We start from the raw sequence: 15,412 nt of genomic DNA on the forward strand, positions 1-15,412 counted from the left end.
GGGTTACAGTGCTTTCAACGGTATTGTAGGGAGCGGGGTTGACCCGCTCCTTGCGCCTGGACAATTGTTGGAGGACGAATGTATCTGCTCGGTATCGGGATTGTTTTGCTGCTGATGAAATATCTCGAGATCGGCCCCGTCGCCATCTGGCCGTGGTGGGTGGTGCTGTCGCCGTTCGCGCTGGCGGCGGCGTGGTGGACCTGGGCCGACATGACCGGCTACACCAAGCGCAAGGCGGTCGAACGCGAGAACGAGCGCCGCCAGGCCCGCATCGACCGCTCCCGTGCCGACCTGGGCATGGGCCCCAAGAAGCGCAAGTAAGGTTCAGCCGATCGAGTCCGGGTGCTTGCGCTCCAGCCCGGTGAGCGCCGGCCCCTCGATCACCCTGCCGTCCGGCCGGAAGCGGCTGCCGTGGCAGGGGCAGTCCCAGCTCGTTTCCACGCTGTTCCAGTGCACCTTGCAACCCAGGTGCGGGCAGACGTTGGACACCGCGAACAGCTCGCCCTCCGGTGAGCGCCAGGCCGCGAAGCTTTCGCCTTCGACCTCGATGATGGCGCTGTCGCCGGGCGCCAGCTGCGACAGCTTCTCCTCCTGGCGGCTGGTGAGGTAGTCCTTCACCAGCTGCTTCACCACCGTCACGTTCTCCTCGAGGATGTTCCTGGCGCCCTTCACGGGCGAGAGCCGGTTGGGCTTCAGCACGTCCGCGAACGCCGGCTTGTGCCCTTGCAGTTCGTCTGCAATGAGCCGCGCGGCGACCGTGCCCCAAATGAGGCCGTCGGTGGCAAAGCCCGTCGCGATGAAGCAGCCCGCCTGGTTGCGGCCGATGTAGGGCAGGTGGTCCGCGCCGCGATAGTTCTGCGCCGACCAGCGATGCGTCACCGGCAGCGCGCCGAACTGCCTGTGCGCCAGGGCTTCCAGCGCGAGCAGCGAGGCCCTGGCGTTGTGGATGCCCACCTTCTGCTGCTGGCCGGCGCACACCAGGTAGCGGCGGCCGCTGGCGTCCAGCGTGCGCATCGACAGGCGCTCGTCGCCATGCCACCAGAAGGTGCCGGGGCCCGGGTCGGCGCTGGCACCCGCGGGCAGGGCCAGTGCGATCGCGTACTCGCGGTGCACGGGCATCTCGGCCTGCACCAGGTGCACGCCCTTGGGCGTGTGGGTCGCCATCACGATCTCCTGGGCCCGCACGAAGCCTCCGTCGGTGATGGCCACGCGGGTCTTCGGGTCCAGTTCGATCACGCGCGATTGCTCGTGCAGCTGTGCGCCGGCCGCGGCGGCCAGGCGCGCCAGGCCCACGAGGTAGGCCTGCGGCTGGAACTGCGCCTGGTCGTGCAGCAGCAGCACGTCGCCTTGCGGCGCCGGCAGGCCGGCGGGCACCACGCGCACGCGCTCGGCGCGCGCGCCGGCGGCCGCCAGCGCCGCGATCTCCCTGTCGACGAAGGCCTGCTGCCGCGGCTCCTGCGCGTACAGGTACAGCGGGCAGGCGCGCAGGCTGGCGTCGGGCAGGGTGTCGCAGCGCTGGCTGATGAAATCGACGGCGGCGCGGCGTTCGGCCCGCACCTGCCGCGCGACGTCGGCGCCCCAGTGGTCGGCCACCGCGTGGAAGCCGGTCGCGAGCGTCTCGTAGAGGTTGCCGGTGGAGTTGCCGGTGGCGCCGCAGCCGAGGGTGCCGGCTTCCAGCAGCACGACCTGGCGTCCCTGTTCGGCCAGCAGCAGCGCGAGCGTCAGGCCGGTGATGCCGCCGCCGATGACCAGCACGTCGGCCGTCTGCGGCCCGGCGAGCGGCGCGAAGCCGGAGGGCGCAGCGGTGCCGCGCCAGACGGAGAGCGTGTCCATGAGGTGCTCCCTTCGAAACACCTCATGCTAGGTACCCGCTGCGACCCTCTCCGTAGGACGCAGACGACAAACTGCCGGACGCAAAAGTCGCAAAGGTCCCGCAAAGGTCGCAAAAGGAAATCCAAAATCCTTTTGCGGTTTTTGCGTACTTTCGCGTCCTTTGCGTCCGGCTGTCCGATTTCAGAAGCTGTCGAGAACCGCGCCCTTGCTGGCGCTGCCCGCGTTGAACGCGAACTTGGCTTGCACGCCGCGGGTGTAGCGCGGCGCGGGCGCCTTCCACGCGGCCTTGCGCTGGGCGAGCTCGGCTTCCGGCACGTTCAGCTCCAGCAGCAGCTTGTGGGCGTCGATGGTGATCGAGTCGCCTTCGTGCACCAGCGCGATGTTGCCGCCGGCCGCCGCTTCCGGCGCCACGTGGCCGACCACCATGCCCCAGGTGCCGCCCGAGAAGCGGCCGTCGGTGATCAGGCCCACGCTCTCACCGAGGCCCGCGCCGATCAGCGCGCCGGTGGGCGCCAGCATCTCGGGCATGCCCGGGCCGCCCTTGGGGCCCAGGTAGCGCAGCACCATCACGTCGCCGGCCTGGATCTTGCCGTCGAGAATGGCCTGCAGCGCCGACTGCTCGTCGTCGAACACGCGGGCCGGGCCGGTGATGACCGGGTTCTTCAGGCCGGTGATCTTGGCGACCGCGCCTTCGGGCGACAGATTGCCCTTCAGGATGGCCAGGTGGCCTTCCTTGTACATCGGGGCGCCGATGGGGCGGATCACGTCCTGGTCGGCGCGCGGCGCATCGGGCACGTCGGCCAGCGTTTCCGCAATGGTCTTGCCGGTGATGGTGAGGCAGTCGCCGTGCAGCAGGCCGGCCTTCAGCAGGACCTTCATCACCTGCGGGATGCCGCCTGCTTCGTGCAGGTCGACGGCCAGGTACTTGCCCGAGGGCTTCAGGTCGCACAGCACTGGCGTCTTCTTTCGGATCGCCTCGAAGTCCTCGATGGTGAACTCCACTTCGGCCGCATGCGCGATGGCCAGGAAGTGCAGCACCGCGTTGGTCGAACCGCCGGTGGCCATGATCACCGCCACGGCGTTCTCGATGGCCTTGCGCGTGACGATGTCGCGTGGCTTCAGGTCCTTCTTGATCGCTTCCATCAGCACCTGGGCCGACTCCAGCGCCGAGTTCTGCTTCTCGTCGTGCGGGTTGGCCATGGTGGAGGAGTAGGGCAGGGACATGCCCATCGCCTCGAAGGCGGAAGACATCGTGTTGGCGGTGTACATGCCGCCGCAGCTGCCGGTGCCGGGGATGGCGTGCTGCTCGATGTCCTTCAGCTCCTGGTCGCTGATCTTGCCGGCGGCGTTCTGGCCCACGGCCTCGAACACGCTGACGATGTTCAGGTCCTCGCCCTTCCACTTGCCGGGCAGGATGGTCCCGCCGTAGACGTAGATGGCCGGCACGTTGGCGCGAAGCATGCCCATCATGCCGCCCGGCATGTTCTTGTCGCAGCCGCCGACGACGACCACGCCGTCCATCCACTGGCCCTGCACGCAGGTCTCGATGCAGTCGGCGATGACTTCGCGGCTGACCAGCGAGTACTTCATGCCTTCGGTGCCCATGGCCATGCCGTCGCTGATGGTCGGCACGCCGAAGATCTGCGGGTTGCCGCCGGCTTCCTCGATGCCGCGCACCGCGGCGTCGGCCAGCTTCTGCAGGCCCGAGTTGCAGGGCGTGATGGTGCTGTGGCCGTTGGCCACGCCCACCATGGGCTTGCCGAAGTCGGTTTCCTTGTAGCCCATGCCGTAGAACATGGAGCGGTTCGGGGCGCGGGACTTGCCCTGCGTGATGTTGTCGCTGCGCAGCGGCTGGATGGGGATGGTCTTCTTGTCCATGGTGGTGCTCCGGGAAGGCGCCGAGTATGCCTCTGGCGGCTGATTCTTTCCAATCCATTTTCCCGGGGCGATTAATATGCCCGGCATATGAGCGAACCCCTGGTCGAACTGCGGCTGTGGCGCCAGTTCCTCGCGGTGGCCGAGGAGCTGCACTTCGGCCGCGCGGCCCGGCGCCTGCACATGACGCAGCCGCCGCTGACGCAGGCCATCGCGCAGCTGGAGCGGCTGCTGGCGGTGCGCCTGTTCGAACGCAGCAAGCGCAGCGTCGAACTGACGCCGGCTGGTGCCGCGCTGCTGGCGCCCGCGCGCGAACTGCTGGCGCGCGCGCAGGCGCTGCCCGCGCAGGCGCGCGCCGCCGCCGCGGGCGAGACCGGGCGGCTGCGCCTGGCTTTCGTCTCCACGGTCGGCTTCTCGCAGCTGCCGCAGTGGCTGCGCCGCTGGCGGGCGCAGCAGCCGCAGGTGCAGATGGAACTGATCGAATCCACGGGGGACCTGCAACTGGAAGCACTGGCGCGCGGCGACATCGACGCCGGCTTCATGCTGCATTCGCCCGGCTTCGCGCCGGCGGGCCTGCACCACCTGGCGGTCGCGCGCGAGCCGCTGGTGCTGGCGCTGCCGGAGGCGCATCCGCTGGCTGGCGCGCCGCGCCTGGCGCTGGCGACGGTGCTGCAGGAGCCGCTGGTGATCTTCCCGCGCCGCATCGTGCCTTCGCTGCACGATGCCATCCTGGGCATGTACCACGCGGCCGGCCGCGAGCCGCGCATCGCGCAGGAGGCGATCCAGATGCAGACCATCGTCAACCTGGTCTCCGCCGGGCTCGGGCTGGCCTGGGTGCCGGAAAGCGTGCGCGAGTTCCAGCGCAGCGGCGTCGTCTACCGCCAGCTGGGCGGCAAGCAGGCCGCCAGCGTGCCCGGCTGCGAGACGACGCTGGTCTGGGGCGAGGTTTCGCCGGTGCTCGAGCGCTTTGTCGCCTTCGTCGCGAAGGAGGTCTCGCCCGCTGGGGCCGCTTTCGCGAACCCAGCCTACAAAAAACTGTCCTACGGCTAAGCCACAATAGCCGCCCATGCTCACCCACCCCAAGATCGATCCGGTCGCGTTGCAGCTCGGCCCCGTCGCCATCCACTGGTACGGGATCACCTACCTCGTGGCCTTCGGCCTGTTCCTGTGGCTGGCCCACCTGCGCCTGCAGCACGAGCCCTTCCGCTCGGTGCAGGGGCCCGGCGCCTGGAGCCGCAAGGACATCGAGGACATGCTGTTCCTGGGCGTGCTGGGCACCGTCATCGGCGGCCGCCTGGGCTACTGCCTGTTCTACAAGCCGGACTACTACCTGGCCAACCCGCTGCAGATCTTCTTCGTCTGGCAGGGCGGCATGAGCTTCCACGGCGGCCTGCTGGGGGTGATCCTGTCGCAGGTCTGGTTCGCCCGTTCGCGCCACAAGCCGTTCTGGCAGGTGATGGACCTGGTCGCGCCCTGCGTGCCGCTGGGCCTGGCTTGCGGGCGCATCGGCAACTTCATCAACGGCGAACTGTGGGGCCGGCCGGCCGACCCTTCGCTGCCGTGGGCGATGGTGTTCCCGCAAAGCGGCACCATGCAGCCGCGGCATCCCTCGCAGCTGTACGAGGTGTTGCTGGAAGGCGTGGTGCTGTTCGTGCTGCTGTGGCTCTATGCCCGCAAGCAGCGCAAGGAAGCGCAGGTGTCGGCGGCCTTCCTGGTGGGCTACGGCGCGGCGCGCTTCACGGCGGAATACTTCCGCGAACCGGACTCCTTCCTCGGCGTGCTGGCGCTGCACATGACGATGGGGCAGTGGCTGTGCATCCCCATGATCGTCGGCGGCGTGCTGCTGTGGGTCTGGGCCGAGACGCGTAGCGAACCCGGCCGCCCGGTCGCTCCGGTTCGCCGGGCTTAGGCCGGGACAAGCGGACTTCCGGACAGCCGGACAGCCGGACTTCCGAACGCAAAGGGCGCAAAGAAAACGCAAAGGACGCAAAAGGAAAATCCAGGAGGACTTTGGAAGTTCTTTTGCGGCTTTTGCGCACTTTTGCGCCCTTCGCGTTCCGGAAGTTCTTGCCACAGCCTTCACAGCCTCTGTCATAATTACGCGTAATTACAGGAGCCTGCCCATGCGCCTGGTCCACAACTCCATGCACGACGAGGTTGCCGCGCAGCTGCGCGAGCGCATCTTTGCGGGCGAGCTGGCGCCGGGCAGCTTCCTGGACGAGGTGCAGCTCGCCGAGCAGCTGAAGATCTCGCGCACGCCGCTGCGCGAGGCGCTCAAGGTCCTCACGGCCGAAGGCCTGGTGCGGCACGAGCCGCGCCGCGGCTGCTTCGTCAACGAGGTCACCGAGCAGGACCTCGACGAGATCTTCCCGGTGCTGGCGCTGCTGGAAGGCCGCTGCGCCTTCGAGGCCGCCCAGCACGCCAGTGACGCCGATCTCGAGACGCTCGACGCCATGCACCAGAAGCTGCAGAAGCAGGCCAAGGCGAAGCGCATCAACGAGTACTACGTCACCAACTTCGCCATCCACGAAGCCATCATCGCGCTGGCCGGCAACCGCTGGCTGGCCGGCGTCATCGCCGACCTGCGCAAGATCGTCAAGCTCGCGCGCCTGCAGCAGCTGCACGCGCCGGGCCGGCTGGAGCAGAGCCTGTCCGAACACCTGGCCGTGTTCGCCGCACTGAAGGCGCGCGACGCCGAGGGCGCCGACGCCGCCATGCGCACCCACCTGACGCGGCAGCGCGAGGCGCTGCGCGAACTGGCGCGGGCCCAGCGTTCGAGGCTCGCATGAAGAGGTCATCCACTCCTGGGAGGGTCGTTCCATGGTGATTCCGGTCGACTGGATTGCGAAACGTGCGTCGCTGTGGCGTCCGGGCTTCGAAAAGCCCTCGGCGGCTGCGCCGCGCGAAGGCCGGCCGCGGGCCGCCGCCGGCGTGGCGGCCGTGGCCGGCGCGCCCGCCGCGCGCAGCACCCGCGAGCGCCTGCAAGCCACGTTGCGGCGCGGCCAGGAAGCACTGTCGCCGCGCGTGCTGCGGCGCGCGCTGGCCGAACTGCAGGCGGTGGTGGACCCGCGCCTGAGCGAGGTCGAGGGCGGCCGCCGCGCCAAGGCTTTCGCCGAGTGGTACCGCACGGCGACGGCGGAGGAGCGGCGCGACTGCTGGCTCCTCATGAGCGAACACTTCGGCCCCGATCCCAAGAAGCTGCAGGCCGCCCGCGAGCACTTCGAGGCGATGCAGGGCAAGACGGAAGAGGGCGCGGCGGAGATCCGCTGGCGCCGCGCTCTGGTGTCGCCGCGCACGCGGCTGCTGCAACGTTTCGCCGCCATCCCTTCCGGCATGCGCTTCCTGGTGGACCTGCGGGCGGAGCTGCTGCCGCACCTGAAGCAGGACAAGCGCCTGCTGCCGCTGGACGCCGAACTGGAAACTTTGTTCTCCACCTGGTTCGACGTCGCCTTCCTCGAATTGCGCCGCCTGTCCTGGGACTCGCCGGCCTCGCTGCTGGAAAAGCTGATCAAGTACGAGGCGGTGCACGACATCCGCAGCTGGTCGGACCTGAAGAACCGGCTGGACGAGGGCGACCGCCGCTGCTACGGCTTCTTCCACCCCAAGCTCGAGGGCGAGCCGCTGATCTTCGTGGAAGTGGCGCTCACCGACAGCATGTCCGACTGCATCACGCCGCTGCTGGACGAGGCGGCCGCGGCGGCCGACGCCGAGCGCAGCACCACCGCCATCTTCTACTCCATCAGCAACACCCAGACCGGGCTGCGCGGCGTGAGCTTCGGCGACTCGCTGATCAAGCGGGTCGTGGAGCAGCTGAAAGAGGAACTGCCGCGGCTGAAGTGCTTCGCCACCCTGTCGCCCATCCCCGGCCTGCGCGCCTGGCTGGCGAAGAACGCGCCGGCGGAGAAGCTGGCCCAGTGGGAGCAGCCCCTCGGGCTGGCCGCCAAGTCGCCCGAACGCCAGGAGCTCCTGGGCTGGGCTGCACGCTACCTGGGCCAGGAGTTGCAGGACGGCAAGCCGCTGGACCCGGTGGCGCGCTTCCACCTGGGGAACGGCGCCCGCGTCGAGCGGCTGAACTGGGCGGGCGATCCGTCGCCAAAAGGCATCAAGCAGTCGTACGGATTGATGGTGAACTACCTCTACGACTTGAAACGGCTGGACAAGCACCGGACACTGCTCGCGCAGGGACAAATCCCGATGGCAGGCGCCGTCGCGGACCTGTACGTTTGACTGTTTTCCGAATCAGCACAACAGAGGAGTCGATGGAGATGAACCGCCCCTATCTGACCCGCCGCGACGTCCTGCGCGCGGCCGCCGCCGGCGCCGCCGCCTGCAGCCCCTTCGCCCAGGCGCAAACCGCCTGGCCGACCAAGCCGGTCACGATGATCGTGCCCTTCCCGGCCGGCGGCGGCACCGATGCCTTCGCCCGTCCGCTGGGCGCGCAGTTCACCAAGCAGACCGGCAAGCAGCTGATCATCGACAACCGCGGCGGCGCGGGCGGCACGGTCGGCGCCTCGCTGGCGGCGCGCGCGGCGCCCGACGGCTACAACCTGTTCATGGGCGCGGTGCACCACACCATAGCGCCATCGATCTACCCGAAGCTCGATTACGACCTGCAGAAGGACCTGATCCCGATCACGCTGGTGGCCCGCGTGCCGCAGGTGGTGGTGGTCAACCCGCAGCGCATCCCGGCGAAGAACATCAAGGAGCTCATCGCCCTGCTGCGCGCCAACCCGGGCAAGTACAACTACGCCTCGGCCGGCAACGGCACCTCGCACCACCTGGCGGGCGAGCTGTTCAAGATCCAGACCAAGACCTTCATCACGCACATCCCGTATCGCGGCGCCGGCCCGGCGCTGCAGGACCTGATTTCCGGCAACGCCGAAATCATGTTCGACGGCCTGGGCTCCTCGTCCAACCACATCAAGAGCGGCCGCATCCGCGCGCTGATGGTCGCCGGCGACAAGCGCAACCCCGCCTTCCCGGACGTGCCCTGCGCCGCCGAAGTGGGCCTGCCCGATTACACCGTGACCACCTGGTACGGCATCTGGGTGCCCAAGGGCACGGCTGCCGACATCCAGAAGCACGTGGCCGACGAAGTCCGCAAGGCGATCCATACCGACGAACTCAAGGCCATCTGGTTCCAGCAGGGCGCCGAGTTCCCCGACCTCACGCAGCAGCAGTTCGCCACCTTCATCGACGGCGAGGTGAAGCGCTGGGCGGAGGTGGTGAAGACCGCCAACGTGAAGGCCGACTGAGCCCCTGCGCTATCCTCCCGGGGTGCGCGGCCACGCGCATCCCACTTCCCGCATTTCCCCATGTCCAATCTCTTCGCGGCCCTGCGCGCCGCCTTCCCCTCCGACCTCGACTCCACGGCCATCGAAACCGACACCGGGCTCGCCTACAGCTGGCGCGACCTGGAGCGCGGCACGGCGATGATCGCCAACCTGCTCGCCTCGCTGCAGCTGGAGGAGGGTGCCCGCATCGCGGTGCAGGTGGAGAAGTCGGTGGAAGCGGTCATGCTGTACCTGGCCACCTTGCAGGCCGGCTACGTGTTCCTGCCGCTGAACACCGCCTACCAGAAGGCGGAGATCGAATACTTCGTCGGCAATGCCGAACCCGCCGTCGTGGTCTGCAGCCCCGCCAACTTCGGCTGGGTCAGCAAGATCGCCTTCCAGGCCGGCACGCGCCACGTGTTCACGCTGGGCGACGAGCGCAACGGCTCGCTGCTGGAACGCGCGGCGAAGCACGCGGACGACTTCGAGACCGCGGCGCGCGCCGCAGACGACCTGGCCGCCATCCTCTACACCAGCGGCACCACCGGCCGCAGCAAGGGCGCCATGCTCACGCACGGCAACCTGCTGGCCAACGCGCAGACGCTCAAGGACTACTGGGGTTGGCGCGAGGGCGACGTCCTGATCCACGCCTTGCCCATCTTCCACGTGCACGGCCTGTTCGTGGCGCTGCACGGCGCGCTGCTCAATGGCAGCAAGATGATCTGGTTCGCGAAGTTCGACCCGAAGAAGACCATCGAGCGCTTCCACGACGCCACCATCTTCATGGGCGTGCCCACGCTGTACGTGCGCATGCTGGCGGAGTCGCGGCTCAACCCGGTCGCGGCGCGCAACATGCGCCTGTTCGTCTCCGGCTCGGCGCCGCTGCTGCTGGAGACCTTCGCCGCCTGGAAGGAGCGCACCGGGCACACCATCCTGGAGCGCTACGGCATGAGCGAGACGGTCATGCTCACGTCCAATCCCTATGACGAAAAGCTCGGCGAACGCCGCGGCGGCACCGTGGGCTTCCCGCTGCCCGGCGTGCAGCTGCGCGTGCGCGACGACCAGGGCAACGACGTCCCCACCGGCGAGATCGGCGGCATCCAGGTGCAGGGCCCCGGCGTCTTCAAGGGCTACTGGCGCATGCCGGAGAAGACGCAGGAGGAGTTCACCGCCGACGGCTTCTTCCGGACCGGCGACGTCGGCAAGGTGGACGAGCACGGCTACGTCACCATCGTGGGCCGCAGCAAGGACCTGATCATCAGCGGCGGCTACAACGTCTACCCCGCGGAGATCGAGGGCTACATCAACGAGCTGCCGGGCGTGGCCGAAAGCGCCGTGGTCGGCGTTCCGCATCCGGACTTCGGCGAGGTCGGCGTGGTGATCGTCGTGCCCCGCGCCGGCGCGCAGGTCGATGCCGACCAACTGATCGCGACGCTGAAGTCGCAGCTGGCGAACTTCAAGATTCCGAAACGCTGTTTCGTGATGCAGGAACTCCCTCGCAACACCATGGGCAAGGTGCAGAAGAACGTGCTGCGCGAGCAGCACAAGGCGCTGTTTGCCTGACTGGCAGCCGACGCGGCTTCGTGGTTTTTTAGGTGGTTGACCGGAGCGACGGCGCCGCACCAACTGCTTACACTCTGGGCATGCCCGCATCGCACGCTCCCGCCATCGACGCCATGGCGTTCCAGCTCGCGGCGGCCCTCGAGCGTTATGGGCAGGACGCGGGCCGCATGGCCGACACCTGGCTTGACATGGAGCTGTATCGCAGCGTCAGCGACCAGGTGGAGCAGATCCGCATGTACAGCTCGGCGCTGCCGCAACTGAGCGTGCAATGGGTGGAACTGCTCATCGCGCACGCGGAACTGGTGCATTCCCTGTGGCGTGCGCGATTCCGCGAGGGCGAGGGCGACGCCGCGTTGCTGTTCGAGGTGCGCGAGCGCCACGCCGCCTGCGTCGAGGGCTTGCGACAGCGGTGCCTGCGCTTCCTCAGCCGCGAGGACAGGTCTCCCGGCCCCCGGCAGTCGGCCTGAGACGGCCCCGCGCGCGGCTCCCGCGGCGCACAATGGGCCGATGGTCCCCGCAGCGCCCCCCGCTTACCTCGTGGTCGTGGGCGCTTCCGCCGGCGGCGTTTCCACGCTGCTGCAACTGGCTGGGAGCCTGCCGCGCGGCTTCCCGGCGCCGGTGTGCGTGGTCCAGCACGTGGGCGCGAACATCAGCATCCTGCCCGCCCTGGTCCAGGCGCGCGGCCCGCTGCCGGCGGTGCACGCGCACGACGGGCAGCGGCTGGAGCCAGGCAAGATCTTCATCGCGCCGCCCGACTGCCACATGCTGGTGATCGGCGACACGATCCGCCTCACGCGCGGCCCGCGCGAGAACTACACCCGGCCGGCGATCGATCCGCTGTTCCGCTCGGCGGCGCTCCATTGGGGGCCGCACGCGATCGGGGTCATCCTCACCGGGCTGCTGGATGACGGCACGGCGGGCCTGGGCGCGATCAAGCGGCGCGGCGGCGTCACGGTGGTGGAGGATCCCGCCACCGCCTGCGAGCCGAGCATGCCGCTGAGCGCGTTGCAGCACGTCGAAGTGGACCATTGCCTGCCCGTCGCCGGGATCGGCCCGCTGCTGGCCAGCCTGGTGCAGTACGAGGCGCCCCGGGAGGCGCCGCGCGACGTGGCGCTCGAGCGCGAAGTCGCCATCAACCTCGGAGCGAACCTGATGGAGAATCTCGCCTCGATCGCGACCCCGTCCTCGCTGACCTGCCCGGACTGCGGCGGTGCGCTGTGGGAAGTCGAGGACGTCCAACCGCTGCGCTATCGCTGCCACACCGGCCACGCCTTCAGCGCCCGCTCCCTGGAGCATGCCCAGGCGGAGGCTGGCGAGCATGCGCTGCGGGGCAGCGTCCGCGCGCTGCAGGAGCGCGAAATCCTGCTGCGGCGGATGGCCACCGTGGCGCTGGGCACGGGCGACCAGCGGCAGGCGGATGCCGCGCTGCGCCGCGCGGAGCAGTTGCGCGAGCAGGTGCGGCTGCTGCTGACTTTCACCGAGACCGTGGGTGCCGAAGGCGAGGAGCCCGCGGCGGCGGACCAGCCCGAGCCCCGATAATCCCGCTGAGCATTGGAGGAAGGATGACCAGCGACCACACGCCCGACGAAGCAGAAGAACTGCTTGGCAGCCGCCTCGACGACGCTGTTCCCAGCCACGGCTACCGCAGCGTGCCCGTGGCCGGCATCGGCGCGTCCGGAACGGATCGGGACGCCGTGCTGCGCCTGCTCGGCGCCATGCCCAAGGCCCCCGGCATGGCCTGCGTCGTGCTGTTCCACGGCGCCGGCTTCGCGAGCGACGCCCCGGCCTGGCTGGCCGAAGTGCGCAGCAAGACCCCGATGGCCGTCGTGTCGCTGGAGCGCAGCACCCGGATCGAGCCCAACACGGTCTACCTCGTGCCGCCGCAACGCGGCGCCCGCGCGCTCGACGGCTCGGTGCTGCTGACCGACGGCGAAGCCGCCCACGGGTGGATGGTGATCGACCTGTTCCTGCGCAGCCTGGCCGACACGCATGGCGCGCATTCCGCGGCCGTGGTGCTCTCCGGCAGCACCGCCGATGGCAGCATCGGCCTCAAGCGCATCAAGGAGCGCGGCGGCCTGACGGTGGCCCAGGATCCGGACGAGGCCGAGCACGAGGCGATGCCCCGCTCCGCCATCGGCACCGGCATGGTGGACTGGATCCTGCCCCTGGAGGACATTCCTGCGCGCCTGCTGTCCTACTTCAAGCTGGAGCCGGAGCTGCGGCTGCCGCCCGAGGATGGGCCGCAGCTGGGCGAGGTGGTCCGGCCCGCCGGCGAGGACGAAACGGCGTTGCGCGACGTGCTGACCCTGCTGCGGACCCGCACCGGGCGTGACTTCGCCCACTACAAGCGGGCCACCATCCTGCGCCGCATCGGCCGGCGCATGCAGGTCAACAGCGTGGGCAACCTGCAGGAATACCTCAACTGCCTGCGCACCCGGCCCGGCGAACCGGCGGCGCTGCTGCAGGACCTGCTGATCACCGTCACCAACTTCTTCCGCGACGCCGGCTGCTTCGCGGCGCTGGAGTCGCACATTCCCGCGCTGTTCGAGGGCAAGGGTCCCAACGACGCGGTGCGCGTGTGGGTCACCGCCTGCGCGACCGGCGAGGAGGCCTACAGCGTGGCGATGCTGCTGAACGAGCATGCCCGCACCATGGAGGCGCCGCCGCAGGTGCAGGTGTTCGCCACCGACCTCGACGACGAGGCCATCGCCGCCGCGCGCGAAGGCATCTACCCGGCGGCGATCGAGGCCGACGTGAACGAGGAGCGGCTGCGCCGCTTCTTCATCAAGGAGCACCGCGGCTACCGCGTGCGGCGCGAACTGCGCGAGATGGTGCTGTTCGCCGTGCACGACGTGCTGAAGGACTCGCCGTTCTCGCGGCTGGACCTGGTGACCTGCCGCAACCTGCTGATCTACCTCGGGCGCGATGCGCAGCGGCGCGTGTTCGACATCTTCCACTTCGCCCTGCTGCCCGGCGGCAAGCTGTTCCTGGGCTCCTCGGAGGCGGTGGAGGACGGCAGCGCGCTGTTCTCCGTCCTGGACAAGAAGCACCGCATCTACGGCCAGCGCTCCACGCCGCGCGTCGGCCTGCCGGTGCCCACCGGCCCGGGCACGCTGGCGCATGCGATGGAGCTGCAGCAGAACCTGCGCGAAGGGCCGGTGATCGCCGGCGCCGCCTTCAACGCGCAGCCGCAGCGGCCGATCCGAGGCAATGACACCGGCCGCGTCGCCTCCTGGGGCGAGCTGCACTTGCGGCTGCTGGAACACCTCGCGCCGCCTTCCATCCTGGTGGACGCCGAGTACGACATCGTGCACCTGTCGCCGACCGCCGGCCGTTTCCTGCGCCTGGGCGGCGGCGAGCCGACCCGCAACCTGCTGCGCTCCGTGCCGCCCGCGCTGCGCATCGAGCTGCGCGCGGCGCTGTACCAGGCCGCGCAGTCGCACCAGACGGTGCAGGTGCCGGCGGTGCCGCTGGACCTGCATGGCAACGCGGTGCCGGTCAGCATCCAGGTGACGCCCGCCAACGACATCGCTTCCGACGTTTTCCTGGTGGTGCTGACGGAGCAGGCGCCGAACGCGGGGCCGCCGGCGCCGGACTCGGCCCGCCCTTCGCCCGACCCGGTGGCCCAGCACCTGGACCGCGAGCTGGAACGCCTGAAGGCGCACCTGCGCGACACCGTGGAGCAGTACGAGGTGTCCACCGAGGAGCTCATGGCCAGCAACGAGGAGCTGCAGGCCATGAACGAGGAGCTGCGCTCGGCGACCGAGGAGCTGGAGACCAGCCGTGAGGAGCTGCAATCCATCAACGAGGAGCTCACCACCGTCAACCACGAGCTCAAGAGCAAGGTGGAGGAGCTGGGCCACGCCAACAGCGACATGCACAACCTCATGGACGCCACGGCGATCGCCACGGTGTTCCTCGACCGCGAGCTGCGCATCACCCGCTACACGCCCTCGGCCGTCAGCCTGTTCAACCTGATCCCCACCGACGTGGGCCGGCCGCTGACGGACCTCACCACGCAGCTGCAGTATCCCGAGCTGGGGAGCGATGAGCAGCGCGTGCTGGAGCGGCTGGTGCCGGTGGAGCGCGAGGTGGGCCAGACCGACGGCAGCTGGTACCTGGCGCGCCTGCTGCCTTACCGCACCATCGAGGACCGCATCGCCGGCGTGGTGCTGTCCTTCATCAACATCACCGAACGCAAGCAGGCGGAGGAAGTGCGGCTGTGGCTGTCCGCCGTGGTCACCTCCACCGCCGACGGCATCGTCAGCTTCTCGCTGGACCAGACCATCCTCAGCTGGAACGCCGGCGCCGAGCGCATCTTCGGCTACACCGCGGAAGACGCGATCGGCCAGCCGCTGTCCATCCTCGCCCGCCAGGACGCCGCCGATTGGGTGGTGGTGCCCCAGCGCGTGGAGAACCTGGAGACGGTGCGCACGCGCAAGGACGGCAGCGAGGTGCACGTGTCCATCACCGTCTCGCCGATCCGCGATGCGGGCGGCAAGGTGATGGCCAGCACCGCGATCGTGCGCGACATCACCGCGGCCCGGGCCGCCGCCGAAGCCCTGCGCAGCAGCGACGAGAAGCTGCGCCAGACCGTGGAGCGGACCCAGGGCGCGCTGCGCGACCAGCAGCTGACCGCCGAGGACATCCGCAAGCGGGCCGAGCGGCTGCTGCAGCAGCAGGAGCTGACCCCGGCCCAGAGGGAACTGGCCGAAGGCATCCGCCGGGGCGCGATCCCGCTGCAGGACGCGATCACGCGCCTGCTCCAGGGCCAGGACTGACGAGGCAGTTAAAAAAGTGTTAATGCCGGCCGCGCGAGAGTCGCATCGGGCGCACAATGAGATGCATTCCGCGAACCTGGGGACATT

At 69.3% G+C, this 15,412-nt stretch carries 12 protein-coding genes; 10 read left to right on the top strand and 2 right to left on the bottom strand.

Features of this window, described 5'->3' with window-relative positions:
- The first annotated feature begins 78 nt into the window (after positions 1 to 78).
- Positions 79 to 321 (top strand): TIGR04438 family Trp-rich protein, encoded by a 243-nt coding sequence (locus HHL11_RS15690; RefSeq protein WP_169419280.1) that lies wholly within the window; start codon positions 79 to 81, stop codon positions 319 to 321.
- Positions 322 to 324: 3 nt separating this feature from the next.
- Here HHL11_RS15690 and HHL11_RS15695 read toward each other — a convergent pair whose 3' ends face one another.
- Both HHL11_RS15695 and ilvD read right to left on the bottom strand, forming a co-directional pair.
- Positions 325 to 1,833, bottom strand: a complete 1,509-nt coding sequence (locus tag HHL11_RS15695; protein ID WP_169419281.1) for an FAD-dependent oxidoreductase — start codon at positions 1,831 to 1,833, stop codon at positions 325 to 327.
- Between the two features lie 180 nt (positions 1,834 to 2,013).
- Complete coding sequence (gene ilvD / locus HHL11_RS15700) at positions 2,014 to 3,711, bottom strand: dihydroxy-acid dehydratase (RefSeq protein ID WP_169419282.1); 1,698 nt, start codon at positions 3,709 to 3,711, stop codon at positions 2,014 to 2,016.
- An 87-nt stretch (positions 3,712 to 3,798) separates the two neighbouring features.
- Between ilvD and HHL11_RS15705 the strand changes: the two genes are divergently transcribed.
- The 9 genes from HHL11_RS15705 (at position 3,799) to HHL11_RS15745 (ending at position 15,325) form a co-directional block, all read left to right on the top strand.
- Entirely contained in the window at positions 3,799 to 4,758 is a 960-nt protein-coding gene (locus HHL11_RS15705; RefSeq protein WP_169419283.1) for a LysR family transcriptional regulator, read from the top strand.
- 16 nt (positions 4,759 to 4,774) lie between these two features.
- A complete protein-coding gene (gene lgt / locus HHL11_RS15710) occupies positions 4,775 to 5,617 on the top strand; it encodes a prolipoprotein diacylglyceryl transferase (RefSeq protein ID WP_169419284.1) in 843 nt (280 codons plus the stop codon).
- A gap of 214 nt (positions 5,618 to 5,831) precedes the next feature.
- Positions 5,832 to 6,497, top strand: a complete 666-nt coding sequence (locus tag HHL11_RS15715; RefSeq protein ID WP_169419285.1) for a GntR family transcriptional regulator — start codon at positions 5,832 to 5,834, stop codon at positions 6,495 to 6,497.
- Between the two features lie 31 nt (positions 6,498 to 6,528).
- On the top strand, positions 6,529 to 7,935 hold the full coding sequence (locus tag HHL11_RS15720; RefSeq protein WP_169419286.1) for a malonyl-CoA decarboxylase: 1,407 nt from the start codon (positions 6,529 to 6,531) through the stop codon (positions 7,933 to 7,935).
- A 38-nt stretch (positions 7,936 to 7,973) separates the two neighbouring features.
- Positions 7,974 to 8,963, top strand: a complete 990-nt coding sequence (locus tag HHL11_RS15725) for a Bug family tripartite tricarboxylate transporter substrate binding protein (protein WP_169419287.1) — start codon at positions 7,974 to 7,976, stop codon at positions 8,961 to 8,963.
- A gap of 60 nt (positions 8,964 to 9,023) precedes the next feature.
- On the top strand, positions 9,024 to 10,544 hold the full coding sequence (locus HHL11_RS15730; protein WP_169419288.1) for a malonate--CoA ligase: 1,521 nt from the start codon (positions 9,024 to 9,026) through the stop codon (positions 10,542 to 10,544).
- A gap of 80 nt (positions 10,545 to 10,624) precedes the next feature.
- Positions 10,625 to 11,011 carry a hypothetical protein gene (locus tag HHL11_RS15735; RefSeq protein WP_169419289.1) on the top strand — a complete coding sequence of 129 codons (387 nt, stop codon included), beginning with the start codon at positions 10,625 to 10,627 and terminating at the stop codon, positions 11,009 to 11,011.
- Between the two features lie 40 nt (positions 11,012 to 11,051).
- Positions 11,052 to 12,083 (top strand): chemotaxis protein CheB, encoded by a 1,032-nt coding sequence (locus tag HHL11_RS15740; RefSeq protein WP_169419290.1) that lies wholly within the window; start codon positions 11,052 to 11,054, stop codon positions 12,081 to 12,083.
- A gap of 23 nt (positions 12,084 to 12,106) precedes the next feature.
- Positions 12,107 to 15,325, top strand: a complete 3,219-nt coding sequence (locus tag HHL11_RS15745) for a CheR family methyltransferase (protein ID WP_169419291.1) — start codon at positions 12,107 to 12,109, stop codon at positions 15,323 to 15,325.
- The last annotated feature ends 87 nt before the right edge of the window (positions 15,326 to 15,412 follow it).

The organism is Ramlibacter agri (assembly GCF_012927085.1).
Classification (GTDB): Bacteria; Pseudomonadota; Gammaproteobacteria; order Burkholderiales; family Burkholderiaceae_C; genus Ramlibacter; species Ramlibacter agri.

Bases quoted from the DNA above. Each gene is read 5' to 3' on its own strand.
- HHL11_RS15690 (WP_169419280.1), top strand. From the start codon at position 79: ATGTATCTGCTCGGTATCGGGATTGTTTTGCTGCTGATGAAATATCTC.
- HHL11_RS15695 (WP_169419281.1), bottom strand. From the start codon at position 1,833: ATGGACACGCTCTCCGTCTGGCGCGGCACCGCTGCGCCCTCCGGCTTC.
- ilvD (WP_169419282.1), bottom strand. From the start codon at position 3,711: ATGGACAAGAAGACCATCCCCATCCAGCCGCTGCGCAGCGACAACATC.
- HHL11_RS15705 (WP_169419283.1), top strand. From the start codon at position 3,799: ATGAGCGAACCCCTGGTCGAACTGCGGCTGTGGCGCCAGTTCCTCGCG.
- lgt (WP_169419284.1), top strand. From the start codon at position 4,775: ATGCTCACCCACCCCAAGATCGATCCGGTCGCGTTGCAGCTCGGCCCC.
- HHL11_RS15715 (WP_169419285.1), top strand. From the start codon at position 5,832: ATGCGCCTGGTCCACAACTCCATGCACGACGAGGTTGCCGCGCAGCTG.
- HHL11_RS15720 (WP_169419286.1), top strand. From the start codon at position 6,529: ATGGTGATTCCGGTCGACTGGATTGCGAAACGTGCGTCGCTGTGGCGT.
- HHL11_RS15725 (WP_169419287.1), top strand. From the start codon at position 7,974: ATGAACCGCCCCTATCTGACCCGCCGCGACGTCCTGCGCGCGGCCGCC.
- HHL11_RS15730 (WP_169419288.1), top strand. From the start codon at position 9,024: ATGTCCAATCTCTTCGCGGCCCTGCGCGCCGCCTTCCCCTCCGACCTC.
- HHL11_RS15735 (WP_169419289.1), top strand. From the start codon at position 10,625: ATGCCCGCATCGCACGCTCCCGCCATCGACGCCATGGCGTTCCAGCTC.
- HHL11_RS15740 (WP_169419290.1), top strand. From the start codon at position 11,052: ATGGTCCCCGCAGCGCCCCCCGCTTACCTCGTGGTCGTGGGCGCTTCC.
- HHL11_RS15745 (WP_169419291.1), top strand. From the start codon at position 12,107: ATGACCAGCGACCACACGCCCGACGAAGCAGAAGAACTGCTTGGCAGC.